Below are 19,592 nucleotides of genomic sequence, written 5' to 3'. Positions count from 1 at the left end.
ATCATGTATGCATTCGATATCGAACGTCCCGCTACCATCGCTGATGCCATTGCGGCGCTGGGCACAGAAGAGGCACAGGCGCTGGGTGGGGGGCAAACCCTGATCCCGACGCTGAAGCAACGGCTGGCGGCCCCCGCCAAGCTGGTGTGCCTGTCGGCGATCAAAGAGATGCAGGGGATTTGCACCGCTGATGATGGCGCGCTTTGCATCGGTGGGGGCACCACCCATGCCGAAGTGGCAGCCGGGGCCGGGGCCTATCCGGCGCTGGCGGCGCTGGCGGGGCATATCGGTGATCCGGCGGTGCGCAATCGCGGGACCATCGGCGGGAGCCTTGCCAATAACGACCCCTCTGCCTGTTATCCGGCGGCGGTGCTCGGGTCGGGGGCGACGGTGATCACCTCCAACCGCAGCATCGCGGCGGATGACTATTTTCAAGGCATGTTCACCACGGCCCTTGAGGATGGCGAGATCATCACCGAAGTGCGCTTTCCTGTGCCGGAAAAGGCCAGCTATCAGAAGTTCGAGCAACCGGCCTCGCGCTTTGCGCTCGTGGGGGTGTTTGTTGCCAAATACGCCGGGGGCGTGCGCGTGGCCGTGACGGGCGCGTCGGAAGAAGGTGTGTTCCGCTGGGCCGAGGCCGAGGCGGCGCTGTCGGGCAATTTTGCGCCCGAGGCGTTGGAGGGGCTGACCCTGTCGGGGGATGGTATGATCTCGGACCTGCATGGGTCGGGGGCATACCGCGCGCATCTGGTTGGTGTGATGACGCGGCGGGCGGTTGCGGCGGCGCACTGAGCGCTGTTAGACTGCGGTGAGGTTTGAAATGGCGGGTCTCGGGACCCGCCATTTTCATGAGGGACAGGGGACGACATGCAAGAAATCGACAATCCGTGGCGCGGTGAGGGATTGCCTGAGACGGTTCTGACCGGCGCACCATGGCCAAGCGTGGATGTGGGCGCGGTTCAAGCACTTTTGGGGCGGTGCCCGGCGGCGGCAGAGACACCGCTGGTGCCTGTAACGGGATTTGCGCCAAAGGTCTGGGCCAAGGATGAGCGCGGGCGCATGGGGCTGGGCAGTTTCAAGGCGCTGGGGGCGGCCTATGTGATTGCCCATGAGGCGGCAGAAACCGGGGCCGAGGATATGAGCCACGCGCTGGCGGGGCGCACCTATGTGACGGCGAGTGCGGGCAATCACGGCATGTCGGTTGCGGCGGGGGCGCGGCTATTCGGGGCGCGGGCGGTGATCTATCTGGCGGAAACCGTGCCCGAGGGGTTTGCCGCGCGACTGCGTGCCAAGGGTGCCGAGGTGGTGCGCGAGGGGCAAGATTACGAGGCCAGTATGGTCGCGGCGGGGCGCGCGGCGATGGATAACGACTGGACCCTATTGTCGGACAGTTCCTGGCCCGGCTATCTTGATTTGCCGCATCGGTTGATGGAGGGATATCTGGCCATGGCTGAAGAGGCCGCGCGCCAGATGCCGGAAGTGCCTACGCATATTCTGTTGCAAGCGGGGGTAGGCGGGCTGGCGGGGGCTTGCGCGGCATGGTTTCGGCAGGTCTGGGGCGATGCGCCCCGGATCATCGTGGTGGAACCTGACCGCGCGCCAGCCCTTTACGAGAGCATTCGCGCGGGACGCGCCCTAGAGACAAGCGGGCCGGTGTCCAACATGGGGCGGCTGGATTGCAAGGTGCCATCACTGATCGCGCTCAAGGGATTGGCGCGGGATGCGGATGCGTTCGTGACGATCACGGATGACGAGGCCGAGGCGGTGCTTGAGGGGTTGGCGGCGCAGGGGCTGGCGACGACGCCTTCGGGGGCGGCTGGGGTGGCGGCGATTGCGGGGCTGGCGCTTGGCGCGGGCGCGCGGGTGCTTTGTATTCTCAGCGAAGGTCCAGAGGCGTGAGGCGCGGGTTCGCGCCGGCAGAGTTCAAGGCGCGGCTGCGCGCGGCGCAAGCAGGCATGGCCGAGATAGGGCTTGGCGCGCTTTTGCTGACAACCGAGCCGGAAATCCGGTATTTCACCGGCTATCTGACCCGGTTCTGGGAAAGCCCAAGCCGCCCTTGGTTTCTGATCCTGCCTGCGTCGGGTGATCCGGTGGCGGTTATCCCTACGATTGGCGCGGCCCTGATGGGGCGGACATGGGTGCGCGATATTCGTACATGGGCGGCCCCGGACCCCGAAGATGATGGCGTGTCGCTCTTGGCCGAGACGCTGCGCGAGATTGGCGGGCCGGTGGGTGTGCCCTCTGGCCCTGAGAGCCACTTGCGCATGCCTTTGGCGGAGTTTGAGCGGGTCAAGCGCGCGAGCGGGTTGGTGTTTCGTGACGAGGCCGGGATTGTTGCGGGGCTGCGGGCCATCAAATCCGAGGCCGAAATCGTCAAGATCGCGCATATTTGCGATATTGCGGGGCGGGCCTTTGACCGGGTGGGCGAGATTGCGGAACCGGGCGTGCCATTAAGCGCGGTGTTTCGCGATTTTCAGCGGCTCTTGCTGGAAAAAGGCGCCGATTGGGTGCCCTATATTGCCGGAGGCGCGGGCCCGATGGGCTATGCGGATGTGATTTCGCCCGCCGGAGAGACACATCTGGCGGCGGGCGATGTGCTGATGCTGGATACGGGCGCGGTCTGGGATGGCTATTTTTGCGACTATGATCGCAACTTTGCCATAGGCCATGCCACGGCAGAGCAAAGTGCGGCGCATGCGCGGTTGATCGAGGCGACAGAGGCCGGGGAAGAGGCGGCGCGCGCAGGCGCGACCGCCTTTGACGTCTGGCAGGCGATGGCGCGGATCACCGGGGCGGATGAACGCTCGGGGCGATTGGGCCATGGTTTGGGGATGCAATTGACCGAAGGCCTGTCGCTTACGGCCAAGGATCACACGGTGCTGAGGCCCGGCATGGTGATCACGCTAGAGCCGGGGGTAGAGGTCGCGCCGGGGATGATCATGGTGCTTGAGGAAAACATCGTGATCCGCGAGGGACGGGCGCAGCGGCTTTCCCGGTTTGCACCGCCCAACCTGCCGGTGATCTGAGCGGGCTGGATCTGAGCGGTCTGCCCGAAAATCCGGCAGCGCGAAAAAAAAGGCCGAGCACTAAGCTCGGCCGAAGTCCAACAGGGAGGTATGAGGGTGACTGCCTTGCGGCTATCACCGTCACGATTGGCAAATAAGGGTGCAGTTCTGTCCAATCAAGATGAAATTTGCCGCAGGTGCAGCATGCCCGCTATGCGGTTTGCGCATGGCTTAAACCAAGCCTGCTTGAAACCTTAGCTAACTGCCTGTTCCTTAACCGTTTTGCGGTAGGAGATGATTTCGTCTTGCACGAAATCCCGAAAGGCGGCGATCCGCTTGGAATGGCGCAGCTCTTCTGGATAGGCGAGAAATACCGGCACTTCGACGGATTGGACCTCTGGCAGGACGCGGACAAGCTGCGGAAAATCGCGGATCAGGTAATCGGGCAAAACGCCGATGCCGAGATCATTCAGTACACCCTGCAACACCCCAAAGTAGTTGTTGACCGTCAGCAAAGACGAGATGTCGTTGGTCATCAGCTCGTTGACCAGCATCGCGCCCGCGCCCACCTGCGCAGAACGTGGGTTTTGGCAGATCAGGCGATGCGCGCTCATGTCTTCTAGCGAGGAAGGTTCACCATGGGCGTCAAGATACGATTGCGTGGCATAGAGGCACATATGCACGCTCATCAACCGCTTGCGGATGAGGTCGGCCTGAGACGGTTCTTTCATGCGAATGGCAACATCGGCCTCTCGCATTGGCAGGTCGAGCACACGTTCTTCAAGCATGAGGTCAATCTTGAGGTCGGGATATTTTTCGTAGAGTTTGGGCAGGCGCGGGGCCAGCCAAAGCGTGCCGAAACCGGTGGTGGTGGTGACGCGCAGATCACCGAACACCTCTTCTTCGCTGTCACGAATGCGGGCGGTGGCGGCGTCCAAGCGTTTCATCATCGCGCGGGTCGCATCGAACAGCAATTCGCCTTGTTCCGTGAGAATCAGTCCGCGTGCATGACGGTGAAACAGCGTAGCGTTGAGCGATTCCTCAAGGGCGCGCACCTGCCGACTGACGGCGGATTGCGACAGGTGTAGCTGCTCTCCGGCATGGGTGAGACTGCCCGCGTCTGCAACGGCATGAAAGATTCTGAGCTTGTCCCAATCCATAACTTTCACTTTCTTAGGAAACTGGCACCGATAACGTAATAGCAGATAATCATCCATCACTTATAGGACAGCTGCGACATTTTCACAAAAATCTACTTGGTAGGTCATAATTTGTGACCTAATATTGCCCTATATTGAGGCATGGCCCTCAACCAAGGGAGGCACGCTATGACCACGCAAAAGGTGACGCTGAACGACCGTTTCGATCTGGAAAAATCGCCGGTTCTTTTGAACGGAACGCAGGCGCTGGTGCGGCTGATGCTGATGCAGGCAGCGCGCGACCGGGCCGCGGGATTGAACACCGCAGGCTATGTGACAGGCTATCGCGGTTCGCCGCTTGGGGCTGTGGATCAACAGATGCTGCGGGCAGAAAAGGTGCTGCGCGCGGCTGAGGTGCGGTTCGAAGAGGGGCTGAACGAAGATCTGGCGGCGACTGCGCTCTGGGGATCGCAGCAGGCGGAATTGCGTGGCGAAGGCAAATATGACGGTGTTTTTGGCCTTTGGTATGGCAAGGGGCCGGGGGTGGACCGCTCTGGCGATGTGATGCGGCACGCCAATATGGCGGGCACCTCAAAGCATGGCGGCGTTCTGATGGCGATGGGGGATGACCACACGGGCGAGTCGTCTACCGTGCTGCATCAGAGCGAATGGGCGCTGGTTGATGCCTATATGCCGGTGGTCAGCCCGGCGGGGGTGCAGGAGATCTTGGACTATGGCATTTACGGCTATGCGCTCAGCCGCTTTGCCGGGGTCTGGGTGGGTCTCAAGACGATGAAAGACACGGTCGAGGCGACATCGGTTGTGGATGGCCGACCGGACCGGGTGCAGCTTGTGACGCCCGATTTGCCGATGCCAGAGGGCGGGCTGAACATTCGCCTGATCGACACGCCGCATGCGCAAGAAACGCGGATGATTGATTTCAAACGCTTTGCCGCCGAGGCGTTTTCGCGTGCCAATGGCATGGACAAGCGCATGTTGGGCAAAGCGGGGGCCAAGATCGGTTTTGTCGCGGCGGGCAAGAACTGGCTTGATCTTGTGCATGCGCTCGACCTTTTGGGGGTTGATGCGGAAGAGGCGGAGCGGTTGGGGATCACGACCTACAAGGTGGGGCAGGTCTTTCCGCTCGACATGCAGGGGTTTCACGACTGGGCCGAGGGGCTCGACCTGATCGTGGTGGTTGAGGAAAAGCGCAAGCTGATCGAGGTGCAGATCAAAGAGGCGATCTTTGACGACCGGCGCGGGCGGCGTGTCTATGGCTGGTACAAGGGTGGCGCAGGTGGCATGCACCGCGAAGAGCTGTTCCCGACGCGCGGCGCGCTTGATCCCATATGGATCGCGGAAAAGCTGGGCGGTATCCTGATCGAAGAGGGGCGCGGCACGGACCGGATCAAGGCCGGGCTGGAGGCGCTGAGCGAGGCGCGGCGCAATGACAACGCGGCCGAGATTGCAACCCGTCTGCCCTATTTCTGTTCGGGCTGCCCGCATAACACCTCGACCCGGTTGCCCGAAGGCGCGCGCGCTTACGCCGGGATCGGCTGTCACTACATGGTGCAGTGGATGGACCGCGAGACGACCGGCTTTACCCATATGGGCGGCGAGGGGGCAAATTGGATCGGCGAGGCGCCGTTTTCGACGCGCAAACATGTGTTCCAGAACCTTGGCGACGGCACCTATAACCATTCGGGCGTGCAGGCCATTCGCGCGGCTTTGGCCGCAGGCACGACGATCACCTATAAGATCCTTTACAACGATGCCGTGGCGATGACCGGCGGGCAACCGAATGAAGGCGGGCTGAACGCCCCGCGCATTGCCGCCGAACTGCGGGCCATGGGGGTGCAACATCTGGCTGTCGTCTATGACGAAAAAGAGGATGTTGACCTTAAGTCTTTCCCGCAAGGTGTTGAATTTTCAGAGCGATCTGATCTTATGGCGGTGCAGGAGCGATTGGCGGACATCGAGGGGGTGAGTGTCATCCTTTATATTCAGACCTGCGCCGCTGAAAAACGCCGCCGCCGCAAGCGGGGCAAGTTTCCTGATCCGGATCGTCGCGTGTTCATCAATACCGATGTCTGCGAGGGCTGCGGTGATTGCGGGGTGCAATCGAATTGCGTTTCGATTGTGCCGGTGGAAACCGAACTGGGCCGCAAGCGGGCGATTGATCAATCGAGCTGCAACAAGGATTTTTCTTGCCTCAAGGGGTTTTGCCCGTCGTTCGTAACGGTGGAAGGCGCGAAGATCCGCAAAGACAGCACCGCCGAAGTGACCCTGCCCAAGATGCCAGCCCCCGCGCTGCCCGCGATTGACGGGACCTATAATGTGGTCATCACCGGGGTGGGTGGCACCGGGGTTGTGACCATCGGCGCGGTGATGGCGCAGGCGGCGCAGATTGATGGCAAGGGGGCGGGCATGATGGAAATGGCCGGTCTCGCGCAAAAGGGCGGGGCGGTGCATATCCATTGTAGGTTGGCCGAAAATCCCGGTGATATCAGCGCCATTCGCGTGGCGACGGGCGAATGCGACGCGCTGATTGGGGGCGATCTGGTGGTCTCTGCCGGGGCCAAGACGTTGGGCTTGACGCGGGCGGGCCGCACCGGGGCAGTGGTGAACAGCCACGAGATCATCACCGGTGATTTTACCCGCAACACGGAATTCACCCTGCCTGCCGACCGGTTGCGTCTGGCGCTAGAGGCGCGGTTGCGTGACGCGGTGCAGATGTTCGACGCCTCGGATCTGGCCAAGGCCGTGATGGGGGATTCGATCTATTCCAACATGATGATCTTTGGCGCGGCGTGGCAGCGGGGTTTGATCCCGCTCAGCCATGACGCCATCACCGAGGCCATTCGCCTGAATGGGGCGGCGGTGGATGCAAATCTGCGGGCGTTTGAGGTGGGCCGTTGGGCGGCGCTCTATCCGGCGGAGGTGGAAAAGCAGTTGACGCCCAAGGTGGTCGCCAAGCCAAAAACGCTGGCAGAGCGGATCGATTATCGCGTGGCGCATCTGACCGCCTATCAAAGCAAGCGTTTTGCGCGGCGGTATCTGCGCCTGCTTGACGGGATCACCGATGAGGGGGTCAAGGACGCGGTGGCGCAAGGCTATCACAAGCTTTTGGCCTATAAGGACGAATACGAGGTGGCGCGGCTGCATCTGGAGACGGCGCAAAAGGCGCGCGCCGAATTTGGCGGCGATTTCACGCTGAAATTCCACCTTGCCCCGCCGATGTTGTCCAAGATGGGCAGCGACGGGCGACCGAAGAAGCGCGAATTCGGTTCCGGCATCCTGCGGGCCTTTGGCGTATTGGCGCGGCTCAAGGGGTTGCGTGGCACGCCGCTTGATCCTTTTGGCCGCACCGCAGAGCGGCGGATGGAGCGGGCTTTGATTGTGCAATACGAGCTTGATATGGCCGAGGTTCTGCCCAAGCTGACGGCGCAGACCCGGGACGCGATCATAGCGCTGGCGCTTTTGCCCTTGTCGATCCGGGGGTTTGGCCCGGTCAAGGAGGGTAACGCCGCCAAGGCCGCAACCCGGCGCACAGAGCTATTGGCGGTCATCCGATCGGGCGGAACGGAAATGGCGCAGGCTGCAGAATAGGTGTCACGATAATGTCACGTGATCTGGTCACGTCTGTCGCATAACTCTATGAAACGCGACTCAGCCGAGGATCGCCTATGCGCCAAGACCGCCAAATCGCCCGTGACATTTCTTATTCCTATTCTGCGCAGACCAAGAGCGGGCGGGCGCTGATCCGCACGATGGAAAACCTGACCGGGCGGATCGAACTGATCAAGCGCGCGGCAGGCTATGAGACCGAGGTTTTGCAGGGTCGCGATTTCTGGGAAGTGATCGTCGAGCGCTATGGGCTCACGCTGGATGTGGTGGGGGGCAGTCTGTCGAATATCCCGAAAGAGGGGCCTTTGGTGCTGATTGCAAATCACCCTTACGGCATTCTTGACGGGTTGATGATGGGTCATATCCTGAGCCAGACGCGCGGCGATTTCCGCATTCTGGCGCATCAGATTTTTCGCAAGGCCGAGGATCTGAACAAGGTCATCCTGCCGATCAGTTTCGACGAGACCAAGGAAGCGGTCGCGCTTAATTTGGCCACCCGCAAGACGGCGCTTGATTATCTGGGGCAGGGGGGGGCTATCGGCATCTTTCCGGGCGGCACCGTCAGCACGGCGGCCAAGCCGTTTTCGCGCCCGATGGACCCCGGCTGGCGTGGATTTACCGCCAAGATGATCGCCAAAAGCCAAGCCGCTGTGGTGCCGGTTTATTTCGACGGTCACACCAGCCGCCTCTTTCAACTGGCCAGCCATCTGCATGTGACGCTGCGCATGGGGCTTTTGATCAAGGAATTCCGCAAGCGGGTGGATACGCCGGTGCGGGTGGTGGTGAGTGATCCCATTCCGCGCAGCACGCTGGCGCAATATGCAGGCGATACGAAATCCCTCATGGCATTCCTGCGCGCCAAGACATATGAATTGTCCCCAAGCCCGATTGTTGCCTCTGAAATCGGGTTCGAGTTCGAATAACGGCACTGGACGCGGGACATGGCGGTAGGAATTTTCGACAGCGGGCTGGGTGGCCTGACGGTGTGGGATGCGGTGAGCAAGCGCCTTCCGGAGGTGCCTCTTGTGTATCTGGGCGATAACGCCCATGCGCCTTATGGCGTGCGCGATGCCGATGACATCTATGATCTGACCACCTCATCGGTGGAGCGGCTGTTTGCGGCGGGTTGCGATCTGGTTATTCTTGCGTGCAACACCGCCTCGGCGGCGGCGCTGCGGCGGATGCAAGAATCCTGGGTGCCGCGTGACAAGCGGGTTCTGGGGGTCTTTGTGCCGCTGATCGAGGCGCTGACCGAGCGGCAATGGGGCGACAATTCCCCGCCGCGCGAAGTGGCTGTGAAAAACGTGGCGCTCTTTGCCACGCCTGCGACGGTGCGCAGCCGGGCGTTTCAACGCGAATTGGCGTTTCGCGCCATCGGTGTCGATGTCGAGGCGCAGGCCTGTGGCGGCGTGGTCGATGCCATAGAAGACGGCGACATGATCCTTGCCGAAGCGCTGGTGCGCAGCCATGTTGACGCGCTCAAGCGCAAGATGCCGCATCCCGAAGCGGCGGTTCTGGGCTGCACGCATTATCCGCTGGTGCAAGAGGTGTTTCAGGACGCGCTTGGCCCCGATGTGGCGGTCTATTCGCAGCCCAATCTGGTGGCGTCGAGCCTTGCCGATTATCTGGGGCGGCATCCGGATAAGATCGGGGCGGGCGCTGAGGCCGCATTCTTGACCACCGGTGATCCCAAGCGGGTGTCGAGCCGGGCGACGCAGTTCTTGCGACGAGAAATCAAGTTCTCTGCGGCCTGAGCCGTGCCGGATCTTACGGCTGTCGCAGGCATGACGCCGCCTTGTGGCGTGGCCTGAATTGAAATATTCTCAACCTATCTGAAAGTGAGGTCACAATGACCCATAACATCGCCATTCTGGGTGCCTCTGGCTACACCGGGGCCGAGCTTGTTCGGCTGATCGCCACCCATCCCAATATGCGGATCACCGCATTGGCCGCCAATTCCAAGGCGGGGCAAAGCATGGGGCAGGTGTTTCCGCATTTGCGCCATCTCGACCTGCCCGATCTTGTCACCATCGAAGAGATTGATTTCTCGGGCATTGATCTGTGTTTCTGCGCCTTGCCGCATAAGACCAGCCAAGAGGTGATTGCAAACCTGCCGCGCGATCTGAAGATTGTCGATCTCTCGGCGGATTTCCGGCTGCGTGATCCGGCTGCCTATGAGAAATGGTATGGCAATCCGCATGCCGCGCCAGAGGTGCAGCAAGAGGCGGTCTATGGTCTGACCGAGTTTTACCGCGAGGATATCCGCAGCGCGCGGTTGGTGGCGGGCACCGGGTGCAACGCGGCGACGGGGCAGTATATCCTGCGCCCGCTGATCTCTGCCGGGGTGATTGATCTGGATGAGATCATCCTTGACCTCAAATGCGGCGTGTCGGGCGCTGGGCGCAGTCTTAAGGAAAATCTGCTGCATGCGGAATTGTCTGAGGGCTATCACGCCTATTCGGTGGGCGGCACGCATCGGCATCTGGGCGAGTTCGATCAAGAGTTTTCCGCTCTGGCCGGACGCCCTGTCGAAATACAGTTCACCCCGCATCTAATCCCCGCCAATCGCGGGATTCTCGCCACTGGCTATGTCCGGGGGGAGGCGGCGCAGATTCATGCCACGCTGGCGGCGGCCTATGCCAATGAGCCGTTTGTTGTGGTTCTGCCGATGGGCGAAACCCCGAGCACGCGCCACATTCGCGGCAGCAATTTCTGTCATATCGGCGTGGTGGCGGATCGGCGCGCGGGACGGGCGATTGTGATTGCCGCGCTGGATAATCTGACAAAAGGTAGCAGCGGGCAGGCGTTGCAAAACGCAAATCTGATGTTATCTGAGCCTGAGACCACGGGGCTGATGCTTGCCCCGGTCTTTCCGTAAGGGTGAAGCCGATGAAATCGCTCAAGAAAAAGCGCCGCGTTCAAATCATCGCGATAGCTGCTGTGGCGCTTGTGATGGCCACGGCCCTGATTGGCTATGGCATGCGGGACGGTATCAACTTCTTTCGTTCGCCCACGCAGGTGCTGGCCGAACCGCCCAGCCCGTCGGAAGTGTTCCGCATCGGTGGGCTGGTAGAAGAAGGCAGTCTCAAGCGTGGCGAGAGCGAGACCATCCGGTTTAACGTGACCGATGGCAATGGTGTGGTGGCTGTGACCTATCGTGGCGTTCTGCCTGATCTTTTCGAGGAAAATCAGGGCATGGTCGGCACCGGCAGTTACCGCGACGGGATTTTTGTCGCCACTGAGATCCTTGCCAAACATGACGAGACGTACATGCCCAAGGAAGTGGTTGACGCGCTCAAGGCGCAGGGCGTCTATCAGGAGCCGGACGGCAGCTAAGGCTGCCACCGGCCTATTTGAAAGTATTTCCAAAGACATCCGCCGGTCATGCAAGGCCGGTGCGCGCGCTGAAAAAGGGTGGCGTTAACGCTTGGTTCTGATGCTGAGGCTCGTATTCCTCGGAAGAAGGCGGCAAGCGGATGCAAACTGTTGAACAGATAGCGCAAGAGATCGTCGCGCGTGAAGGCGGCTATGTGGATGATCCTGACGACCCCGGCGGTGCAACGAATTTTGGCGTGACAATTCATACGATGCGGCGCTTGGGGCTGGACCTGACGCGCGATGGCGTGGTGGATGCCTTGGACGTCCGGGCGTTGACGCGGGATCAGGCGGTGTCGCTGTTCATCGACCACTATTATCAGCGTCCGGGCATCGCGCGGCTTCCACAGAGCCTGCGGCCGAGTGTCTTCGATATGTATGTCAACGCCGGGTCCAATGCGGTCAAGATCCTGCAACGGCTCTTGCGTGAGATGGGGCAGGAGATCGAGGTGGACGGCGTGATCGGGCCGCAAACTGCGGCGGCGGCAGAGGCCGCAGCCAAGGCGGCCCCGGATCATATTGCCGATGCTTATGGCATTGCGCGGCGCAATTATTACCTGCGCCTTGCCGATGCCCGCCCGGAAAGTCGCAAATTCGCGCGCAGTCGCACGGGGGGCAAAGGCGGCTGGATCAAGCGGGCCGAAGTGTTCATCTCGCCGCGCTTTCATCTGAGTCAGGCTCAATTCAACGCGAGGATCAGCGCATGGTGATGGATATCTTGCGCGCGCTCTTTGGCAGCGGGGCCAATGTGGTGCGCGAAACCGCCGAAGTGTTTCGCGTCAATGCCGAGGCCGCCGACCAGCGCAGTATCGAGACGCAGCGCGCGGCGCTCGAGCAGATGGCGGGCGAGTTCCGTCTGGAGAACCGGGGGCTGTTTGACCGCATCATTGACGGTCTCAATCGCATTCCGCGCCCGGCGATGGCGCTTGGCACGATTGGTCTTTTTGTGGCGGCGATGGTTGATCCGCTGTGGTTTGGCGAACGCATGGCGGGGCTTGCGCTGGTGCCAGAGCCGCTTTGGTGGTTGTTGGGGGCGATTGTCAGTTTCTATTTCGGCGCGCGCTATCAGGCCAAGGGGCAGGATTTTCAACGCTCGATTGCCAGCACCGTCGCCCGTGCGCCGCATGTGGCCGAGAGCATCCGAACCCTGCGCGCGCTCAACCCCTCCAGCCCCGGTGTGGCGGACAACGGCGGGGACGCAGATCTGGCGCTGACGGCTTTGACGCCGACCGACAATCCGGCGCTGGCGGAATGGCGGCGGCGGGGCTGAGCCCGCGACAATGTGGTCCGGTATTGACGTCGATTGCGATTGGCCAGAGCGTGCTCCTGTCCTATATTCGGGACATGATTACAGAACTCGGTCACTTCGCCCTCATCCTCGCCTTTCTGGTGGCCTGTGTTCAGGCCACCATCCCCTTGATTGGCGCCTATAAACGCTGGCCGGGCTGGATGGCCCTTGCCGAACCCGCAGCCACACTTCAGTTCATGCTGACGGCTGTGTCCTTTGCCGCGCTCACATGGGCCTTTGTGATCTCGGATTTCTCGCTGCGTCTTGTGGTGCTCAACAGCCACACGGATAAGCCGATGCTTTACAAGATTACCGGTGTCTGGGGTAATCACGAAGGGTCGATGCTGCTTTGGGTGTTGATCGTGACGCTGTTTGGCGCGGCGGTGGCGTGGTTCGGCTCTAATCTGCCGCCGTCGTTGCGTGCGCGGGTGCTGAGCGTGCAGGCCATGGTGGGTGTGGCGTTTTTCCTCTTTATCCTTCTGACGTCGAACCCGTTTTTGCGCATGGCAGTGCCGCCCTTCAACGGGCAGGACTTGAACCCGCTCTTGCAAGATCCGGGCTTGGCCTTTCATCCGCCGTTCCTCTATCTTGGCTATGTCGGTCTTTCGATGACCTTTTCCTTTGCCGTGGCGGCGTTGATCGAGGGGCGGGTGGATGCGGCCTGGGGGCGGTGGGTGCGGCCCTATACGCTGGCGGCCTGGATTTTCCTGACAATCGGTATCGGGCTTGGGTCTTGGTGGGCCTATTACGAATTGGGTTGGGGCGGGTTCTGGTTCTGGGACCCGGTTGAAAACGCCAGTTTCATGCCTTGGCTTATTGCCGCAGCCCTGCTGCATTCCGCAATCGTGGTGGAAAAGCGTGAAAGCCTGAAAAGCTGGACGATCCTGCTTGCGATCATTGCATTCGGGTTCTCGATGGTTGGTGCCTTTATCACCCGGTCGGGCGTTCTGACCTCGGTGCATGCCTTTGCCACTGACCCGGAGCGTGGCGTGTTCTTGCTGGCGATTCTTGCGGTGTTCATGGCTGGCGCGCTCACGCTCTTTGCGGCGCGGGCGGGGGTGATGCAAGCCAAGGGTGTGTTCAGCCTTGTCAGCCGCGAATCCGCGCTCGTCCTCAACAACCTGCTTTTGGCGGTGGCGTGTTTTGTGGTCTTTATCGGCACCATCTGGCCGTTGATCGCCGAGATGTTGTTTGATCGCAAACTGTCGGTGGGTGAGCCGTTCTTTAACGCGGCCTTTACCCCCTTCATGGTGGCGCTTGGGCTGGTTCTGCCGGTGGGGGCGATGCTGCCGTGGAAGCGGGCCACGTTGGGCCGGGTCATTCGGCAGCTGGCCCCGGCGTTTGCGCTCGCCTTGGCGATTGGCGCACTTGCTTGGGCGATGCAGACCGGGCGTTCGGCGCTTGGTCCGGTGGGGCTGTTTCTTGCGGCGTGGCTGATTGGGGGCGCTGCGGTTGATCTTTGGTCGCGCACCGGGCGCGGAGACGGGCGTTTGTCGCGCCTTACGCGGTTGCCGCGGGCCGATTGGGGCAAAGCGGTGGCGCATGGTGGCCTTGGCGTGACCATGGCCGGTATCGCGGCGATGATGGCCTGGCAACAAGAGGATATTCGCGTTCTCAAGATCGGTGATCAGTTCGACATTGCGGGCTATACGCTGCGCCTTGACGAGGTTCACGACGAGGAAGGCCCGAATTATCTGTCCACGATGTCGACGTTTACGCTGTCCAAGGATGGGGTTGAAATCGCGACCATGACGCCTGAGAAGCGCGAATACCCTGTCGCGCAGATGCCAACGACCGAAGCGGCGCTCGACAGTGGCTTTTTGCGAGACATCTATGTTGTGATCGGTGATCCGCAGATTGGCGGGGGCTGGGCGGTGCGCAGCTATTACAAGCCTCTGGCCAACTGGATCTGGGGTGGCTCTATCCTGATGGCGCTTGGCGGGTTCCTGTCGCTGAGCGACCGACGCTACCGGGTGGCTGCGGGCGCGCGCAAGGTGCCGCAGGGGGTGCCTGCGGAATGAAACGCCTGATCCTTGCGCTCTGCGTGATTGCCGCGCCGGTGTTTGCGGTGCAGCCGGATGAGATCCTTGATGATCCTGCACTTGAGGCGCGGGCGCGGGATATTTCCTCGGGCTTGCGCTGTCTGGTGTGTCGCAACGAGAGCATTGACGATTCCAACGCGGAACTGGCGCGCGATCTGCGTCTTTTGGTGCGCGAGCGTCTGGTGGCGGGCGACAGCAACGACGAGGCCGTCGATTTCATCGTTGCGCGTTATGGCGAATACGTGCTGCTCAAGCCGCGGTCGGGCGGGGCCAACATGCTTTTGTGGTGGGCGGGGCCGCTGATGCTGGGGGCTGGCCTTCTTATTGGCGCGGCCTATTTGCGGGGCCGGGCGCGCACGCCCGAGACAGAGGTTGCCCAGCTTAGCGAAGCCGAGGAAAACCGTCTGCGCGAAATCCTCAAGGAGTGACGCGCGGTTTCGCTTGGCGTGCGGGATGGTCTGGGGTTTGATGCCGCAAACCAGACTGAAAGGCGCGAATCCGTGAAAGACTATCAAACCATCACACTGGAGATCGCCGACGGCGTGGCGCTTCTCAGCCTCAATCGCGCGGATAAGATGAACGCGCTCAACACCCAGATGCGGGCGGAAATCACCGATGCGGTGACCCATGCCGGGCGAGAGGCACGGGTTGTGGTTCTGACGGGCAACGGCAAGGCGTTCTGCTCGGGGCAGGATCTGAGCGATGGCGGCAACGCCACCACGCTTGATCTGGAGCGGGTGCTGCGCGAGGAATATGTGCCGATGCTGCGCGCCATCACCGATTGCCCGGTGCCCACGATCAGTGCGGTCAATGGGCCTGCGGCGGGGGCAGGGGCCAATTTGGCGCTGTCGGCAGATGTGGTGATCGCAACCGAGAGTGCCTATTTCCTGCAGGCCTTTGCCCGGATCGGCCTTATTCCCGACGCGGGCGGAACCTATGCGCTGCCGCGTCAGATGGGCATGGCCAAGGCGATGGGCGCGGCGCTTTTTGCGGAACCGATCACGGCCCGACAAGCCAGCGCCTGGGGCATGATCTGGGAGGCGGTGGACGACGCAGGTTTTGACGCCCACTGGCGGGCGCGGGCGGCAAAGCTGGCCATGGGGCCGACGCAAACCTATGGGGCGATCAAACAGGCGATCCGCAGCACGTGGGACAACACGCTTGAGGGGCAATTGGACCTTGAGGCCAAATTGCAGGGCGCCTGCGGGCAGACCCGCGACTTTAAGGAAGGCGTGGTGGCTTTTCTGGAAAAACGCCCCCCGAGGTTCGAGGGGCGCTGAACCGGTTACGCGGCGACTGCCGGCGGGCGCGCAATGAGCGCGACATCGGCGGCTGTGAGCGTGCTGCCTGCGCCCAGCACTCGGGCCACGGCGATCCCATCCGCGAGCACGGTAACATCCCCTGCGGCGTTGGTGGTCAGGGTCACAACAGGCGGGGCTGCATCTGGGGTGGCTGCCGTGTAGACATAGGCGATCTGATCGTCGGCCCGGTCGAAATCGGTGATCGTCGCGATATCGGCCCCGCGACCCCATTCGCCAAGCCAGAACTGATCTTCGCCGACGCCGCCCGTGGCGGTATCGTCGCCGCCGATAATAAGCACATCGTTCTCGCTGCCCCCTGACAGGTTGTCGTCGCCGCTTGTCTCTTCGGCTGCGCTGCGCGCAAAATCGTCAAGCAGAGCACGCGGGGTCGCAGGATCAAGATCCTGTGCCGCAATGTCGGCGGCGCTGCCAGAGCCAAGCTGGATATCAATGCCAATGATCAGGTCGTTGCCCGCGCTACCGAACAGGACATCGCGCAGGGCGCCGCCGATCAATACGTCATCGCCCGCTTCGCCCCAAACGCTATCCGAGCCACTGCCGCCGTCCAGAATATCGTTGCCAGCCCCGCCGAACACCTGATCATCGCCGCCGCGCGCACCAACCACGTCGTTGCCTTCGAGGGCCGTGATTTCATCGCCGATTGAGCGCCCGGTGATCAAATCGTTGCCGGTGCTGCCAGTAATCTGGTTGAGCGGGGTTTCACGTTCGACGATCACGATTTCTGCTGCCGTCAGCGTGCTGCCCGCGCCTGTCACCTCGGCTACGGGTACGCCATCCGCAAGTATGATCGCATCCCCCGCCGCATTGGTGGACAGGGTAATGACCGGTGTTGCCGCGCCAAGCGCAGCCGGGCTGTGGTAATAGACGATCTGATCAACAGCCGGCTCATAATCGGTGATGGTGGCCGTGTCTGTGCCCCCAACCCACTCGCCCAGCCAGAAACGATCAGCCCCAAGGCCGCCCGTCGCCGTATCATCGCCCCCGATCACGAGCACGTCGTTACCGCTGCCGCCCAAGAGCGTATCGTCGCCGCTGAGATCCTCTGACGGGGTGCGAACGAGACCTTCAAGCAGGGCCTCTGGTGTTGCGGAGTTCAGATTGAAGGCCGAGATGGCCGCCGCACTGCCAGAGCCAAGAGGAATATCGAGCCCTAGAATGAGGTCATCGCCGGAATTGCCCTGAAGCGAGTCGCCCCCGGCCCCCCCGATAACCACGTCATTCCCGACCCCGCCCCAGAGGATGTCAGCGGCGTTGCCGCCAAACACGACGTCATTGCCATCCCCCGCAAACACCTCGTCACGCCCTCCGCCAGAGGCGATGAGATCATTGCCGCCGCGGGCTGTGATTTCATCGCCAACGTTGCTTCCGTCGATGAGATCAGCCCCGTTTGTGCCCCTCAGGATGTTGAGGCCGGTGTCGGTGCTGCTGTCATCTGCTCTCTCGGCGAGGATGACACTTGCAGGAGTCAGAGTTGTGGCGGCCCCCAAAACGCGCGCAATGACCACGCCATCAACGCTGAGCAAGGCGTTGCCATCGTCATCCGGCGCAACAGAGACTTGCGGAGCGGTGCCGTTGGACACGTAGCTATAGTCTATGAAGTCGGAGGCCGGGACATAGTCGGTGATCGTGGCCACAGTGCCCGCTTCGATCCAATCCCCGATCTGGAAACGGTCCTCACCGGCCCCACCAGTGCCAAAATCGCCACCACTAAGGAATAGCGCGTCTTCTCCATCGCCGCCGATCAGAGTGTCGGAGCCATGCTGATCCGTGCCGATACTTGGGCGCAAGGCGTCAATGGTCGGATTGCTTTGGATCAAACTATTCAATTCATCGCCGGTTTGGCTGTTCAGGCCACCGTCAATGCCGATGAGCACGTCGTCGCCCGCGCCGCCTTCGATCAGGTCGTCGCCCCGGCCCCCGATCAGAACGTCGTCGCCGCCGTCGCCAGAGAGCGTGTCGGCACCGCTGCCGCCCAGGATGATATCAACGCCCGTGCCGCCCTGAACAAGATCATCCCCGCCGCCTGCCGATACGATATCGTCACCGCCGCGCGCCGTGATTTCGTCGGCGCGTGCGGTTCCATCAAGGATATCATCGCCAGTTGTGCCGGATATGGTATCATCAGTGTTGATGTCGGTAGTGTTGGTGTCGTCGTCGTCCTCGTTGACTTCGTCGATCACAAACGCCGTAAGTCCTACGCCTGCCAAAAGGCCAAGTAAAAGCAAACCACCCATTACTCAGGGTCCCCCCAGACCAATCAAATAAACATTCGCATCCGTGAATGCACTTACCCGTTCAGATATTCCCTAAACACGTTGAAAATCAAGTATAAAGTCGATTGATCCCGGGCTCCTGATAGGGGCTGGAAACAATGCGATACGGGGATTGGAATTGTTCTGATTGGTACTCTAAACAAGAAAAACCCCAGCCGTTTGAGCCGGGGTTCGTCTTTGATGATTTCAGCGCTTAGCGCTTTTCGATGTCAACATAGTCGCGCATCGTCGCCCCTTTGTAGAGCTGGCGCGGGCGCCCGATCTTGAGCTGCGGATCGGCGATCATTTCCTTCCACTGCGAAATCCAGCCAATGGTGCGGCTGACCGCGAAAATCGGCGTGAACATCGATGTCGGAAAGCCCATCGCCTCGAGGATGATGCCCGAGTAGAAATCCACATTCGGGAAGAGCTTTTTATCCGCGAAATAGGGATCGGCGAGCGCTTGCCGCTCCAGTTCCTTGGCCACCTGAAGCGTCGGGTTATTCTCGACGCCCAGCAATTCTAGAACCTCATCGGCGGATTGTTTCATCACCTTGGCGCGGGGATCGAAATTCTTGTACACCCGGTGGCCAAAGCCCATCAGGCGGAAAGGATCGTCCTTGTCCTTGGCGCGCGCGATGAATTCGGGGATGCGGTCTGGCGTGCCGATTTCCTGCAGCATTTCAAGACAGGCCTGATTGGCGCCGCCATGTGCCGGACCCCAGAGGCAGGCGATGCCCGCAGCCACGCACGCAAACGGATTGGCCCCGGAAGACGACGCCAGACGCACGGTCGAGGTCGAGGCGTTCTGTTCGTGATCGGCATGCAGCGTGAAAATCCGGTCCATCGCGCGGCTCAGGATCGGGTTCACGACGTAATTCTCGGCCGGAACGGCAAAGCACATGCGCAGGAAGTTCGACGCATAATCGAGTTCGTTGCGCGGATATTCGAACGGCTGCCCGATGGTGTATTTGAACGCCATCGCAGCGATGGTCGGCATCTTGGCGATCAGGCGGATCGAGGCCACTTCGCGCTGCCAGGGGTCGGTGATATCCGTGCTGTCGTGATAGAACGCGCTGAGTGCGCCCACCACGCCCACCATGATCGCCATCGGATGCGCATCCCGGCGAAAGCCGCGGAAGAGGAAATGCATCTGTTCGTGGATCATCGTGTGGTTGGTGACACGGCTTTCGAAATCCTCAAGCTGTGCGGGGCTCGGCAGCTCGCCGTAGAGCAGCAGATAGCACACTTCGAGGTAATGCGATTTCTCGGCCAATTGGTCGATCGGATAGCCGCGATGCAGCAGTTCACCCTTGTCGCCGTCGATAAAGGTGATGGTGCTGTCACAGCTTGCCGTCGAGGTATAGCCGGGGTCATAGGTGAATACGCCCGCATCGGCATAGAGCTTGCGGATGTCGATGACATCCGGGCCCGCCGTCGGGGAATGCAGCGGCAATTCATAGGTCTTGCCGTCGATTTCCAGCTTTGCCACTCTCTTGACTTCTGACATCAGGGGTCCTCCCTCTCAGCGCCCGATTACGC

Annotated in this window: 16 protein-coding genes; 13 read left to right on the top strand and 3 right to left on the bottom strand. The window is 61.3% G+C overall.

Annotated elements, in window-relative coordinates; all coding sequences use genetic code 11:
- Positions 1–3: 3 nt before the first annotated feature.
- The 3 genes from ACLGGT_RS18920 (at position 4) to ACLGGT_RS18910 (ending at position 3,026) form a co-directional block, all read left to right on the top strand.
- Entirely contained in the window at positions 4–792 is a 789-nt protein-coding gene (locus ACLGGT_RS18920) for an FAD binding domain-containing protein (protein ID WP_437197243.1), read from the top strand.
- A gap of 75 nt (positions 793–867) precedes the next feature.
- On the top strand, positions 868–1,899 hold the full coding sequence (locus ACLGGT_RS18915) for a pyridoxal-phosphate dependent enzyme (RefSeq protein WP_437197242.1): 1,032 nt from the start codon (positions 868–870) through the stop codon (positions 1,897–1,899).
- The gene (locus ACLGGT_RS18910) at positions 1,896–3,026 is read left to right on the top strand and encodes a M24 family metallopeptidase (RefSeq protein WP_437197241.1); all 1,131 of its coding nucleotides are present in this window, start codon (positions 1,896–1,898) and stop codon (positions 3,024–3,026) included. The genes ACLGGT_RS18915 and ACLGGT_RS18910 overlap by 4 nt, the downstream gene beginning before the upstream one ends.
- Positions 3,027–3,259: 233 nt before the next feature.
- On the opposite strand, the gene ACLGGT_RS18905 is transcribed toward ACLGGT_RS18910, so the two are convergent.
- A complete protein-coding gene (locus ACLGGT_RS18905; protein WP_008283192.1) occupies positions 3,260–4,165 on the bottom strand; it encodes a LysR family transcriptional regulator in 906 nt (301 codons plus the stop codon).
- Between the two features lie 168 nt (positions 4,166–4,333).
- On the opposite strand from ACLGGT_RS18905, the gene ACLGGT_RS18900 reads away from it, so the two are divergent.
- The 10 genes from ACLGGT_RS18900 to ACLGGT_RS18855 all read left to right on the top strand — a co-directional run bounded on the left by ACLGGT_RS18900 (position 4,334) and on the right by ACLGGT_RS18855 (position 15,756).
- Positions 4,334–7,753, top strand: a complete 3,420-nt coding sequence (locus ACLGGT_RS18900; protein ID WP_437197240.1) for an indolepyruvate ferredoxin oxidoreductase family protein — start codon at positions 4,334–4,336, stop codon at positions 7,751–7,753.
- 77 nt (positions 7,754–7,830) lie between these two features.
- Entirely contained in the window at positions 7,831–8,694 is an 864-nt protein-coding gene (locus tag ACLGGT_RS18895; RefSeq protein WP_437197239.1) for a lysophospholipid acyltransferase family protein, read from the top strand.
- Between the two features lie 18 nt (positions 8,695–8,712).
- Complete coding sequence (locus tag ACLGGT_RS18890; protein WP_008283189.1) at positions 8,713–9,525, top strand: glutamate racemase; 813 nt, start codon at positions 8,713–8,715, stop codon at positions 9,523–9,525.
- 95 nt (positions 9,526–9,620) lie between these two features.
- Positions 9,621–10,649 carry an N-acetyl-gamma-glutamyl-phosphate reductase gene (gene argC / locus ACLGGT_RS18885; protein WP_081506367.1) on the top strand — a complete coding sequence of 343 codons (1,029 nt, stop codon included), beginning with the start codon at positions 9,621–9,623 and terminating at the stop codon, positions 10,647–10,649.
- 11 nt (positions 10,650–10,660) lie between these two features.
- Positions 10,661–11,107 carry a cytochrome c maturation protein CcmE gene (ccmE, locus tag ACLGGT_RS18880; protein WP_008283187.1) on the top strand — a complete coding sequence of 149 codons (447 nt, stop codon included), beginning with the start codon at positions 10,661–10,663 and terminating at the stop codon, positions 11,105–11,107.
- Between the two features lie 140 nt (positions 11,108–11,247).
- On the top strand, positions 11,248–11,856 hold the full coding sequence (locus tag ACLGGT_RS18875; protein WP_008283186.1) for a holin-associated N-acetylmuramidase: 609 nt from the start codon (positions 11,248–11,250) through the stop codon (positions 11,854–11,856).
- Complete coding sequence (locus tag ACLGGT_RS18870; RefSeq protein ID WP_081506366.1) at positions 11,850–12,416, top strand: holin family protein; 567 nt, start codon at positions 11,850–11,852, stop codon at positions 12,414–12,416. The genes ACLGGT_RS18875 and ACLGGT_RS18870 overlap by 7 nt, the downstream gene beginning before the upstream one ends.
- Positions 12,417–12,490: 74 nt before the next feature.
- The gene (locus tag ACLGGT_RS18865) at positions 12,491–14,455 is read left to right on the top strand and encodes a heme lyase CcmF/NrfE family subunit (protein ID WP_081508529.1); all 1,965 of its coding nucleotides are present in this window, start codon (positions 12,491–12,493) and stop codon (positions 14,453–14,455) included.
- Positions 14,452–14,904, top strand: coding sequence for a cytochrome c-type biogenesis protein (locus ACLGGT_RS18860; RefSeq protein ID WP_437197238.1), 453 nt, complete (start codon positions 14,452–14,454; stop codon positions 14,902–14,904). The genes ACLGGT_RS18865 and ACLGGT_RS18860 overlap by 4 nt, the downstream gene beginning before the upstream one ends.
- Positions 14,905–14,976: 72 nt before the next feature.
- Positions 14,977–15,756 carry an enoyl-CoA hydratase-related protein gene (locus tag ACLGGT_RS18855; RefSeq protein WP_437197237.1) on the top strand — a complete coding sequence of 260 codons (780 nt, stop codon included), beginning with the start codon at positions 14,977–14,979 and terminating at the stop codon, positions 15,754–15,756.
- Positions 15,757–15,761: 5 nt separating this feature from the next.
- Here the strand turns inward: ACLGGT_RS18855 and ACLGGT_RS18850 are convergent, their stop codons facing one another.
- Positions 15,762–18,032: a calcium-binding protein gene (locus tag ACLGGT_RS18850; protein ID WP_437197236.1), complete on the bottom strand. Its 2,271-nt coding sequence runs from the start codon at positions 18,030–18,032 to the stop codon at positions 15,762–15,764.
- A 232-nt stretch (positions 18,033–18,264) separates the two neighbouring features.
- Positions 18,265–19,560: a citrate synthase gene (gene gltA, locus ACLGGT_RS18845; RefSeq protein WP_008283179.1), complete on the bottom strand. Its 1,296-nt coding sequence runs from the start codon at positions 19,558–19,560 to the stop codon at positions 18,265–18,267.
- Between the last annotated feature and the right edge of the window lie 32 nt (positions 19,561–19,592).

It is taken from the genome of Roseovarius sp. MS2 (assembly GCF_051447875.1).
GTDB lineage: Bacteria > Pseudomonadota > Alphaproteobacteria > Rhodobacterales > Rhodobacteraceae > Roseovarius > Roseovarius mucosus_A.
Note: the sequence above shows the minus strand (reverse complement) of the source record. Positions and strands in the feature narration are given on the sequence as shown.

Excerpts from the sequence above, each read along its gene's own strand:
- ACLGGT_RS18920 (WP_437197243.1), top strand. The coding sequence starts at position 4 with ATGTATGCATTCGATATCGAACGTCCCGCTACCATCGCTGATGCCATT.
- ACLGGT_RS18915 (WP_437197242.1), top strand. The coding sequence starts at position 868 with ATGCAAGAAATCGACAATCCGTGGCGCGGTGAGGGATTGCCTGAGACG.
- ACLGGT_RS18905 (WP_008283192.1), bottom strand. The coding sequence starts at position 4,165 with ATGGATTGGGACAAGCTCAGAATCTTTCATGCCGTTGCAGACGCGGGC.
- ACLGGT_RS18900 (WP_437197240.1), top strand. The coding sequence starts at position 4,334 with ATGACCACGCAAAAGGTGACGCTGAACGACCGTTTCGATCTGGAAAAA.
- ACLGGT_RS18895 (WP_437197239.1), top strand. The coding sequence starts at position 7,831 with ATGCGCCAAGACCGCCAAATCGCCCGTGACATTTCTTATTCCTATTCT.
- ACLGGT_RS18890 (WP_008283189.1), top strand. The coding sequence starts at position 8,713 with ATGGCGGTAGGAATTTTCGACAGCGGGCTGGGTGGCCTGACGGTGTGG.
- argC (WP_081506367.1), top strand. The coding sequence starts at position 9,621 with ATGACCCATAACATCGCCATTCTGGGTGCCTCTGGCTACACCGGGGCC.
- ccmE (WP_008283187.1), top strand. The coding sequence starts at position 10,661 with ATGAAATCGCTCAAGAAAAAGCGCCGCGTTCAAATCATCGCGATAGCT.
- ACLGGT_RS18875 (WP_008283186.1), top strand. The coding sequence starts at position 11,248 with ATGCAAACTGTTGAACAGATAGCGCAAGAGATCGTCGCGCGTGAAGGC.
- ACLGGT_RS18870 (WP_081506366.1), top strand. The coding sequence starts at position 11,850 with ATGGTGATGGATATCTTGCGCGCGCTCTTTGGCAGCGGGGCCAATGTG.
- ACLGGT_RS18865 (WP_081508529.1), top strand. The coding sequence starts at position 12,491 with ATGATTACAGAACTCGGTCACTTCGCCCTCATCCTCGCCTTTCTGGTG.
- ACLGGT_RS18860 (WP_437197238.1), top strand. The coding sequence starts at position 14,452 with ATGAAACGCCTGATCCTTGCGCTCTGCGTGATTGCCGCGCCGGTGTTT.
- ACLGGT_RS18850 (WP_437197236.1), bottom strand. The coding sequence starts at position 18,032 with ATGGGTGGTTTGCTTTTACTTGGCCTTTTGGCAGGCGTAGGACTTACG.
- gltA (WP_008283179.1), bottom strand. The coding sequence starts at position 19,560 with ATGTCAGAAGTCAAGAGAGTGGCAAAGCTGGAAATCGACGGCAAGACC.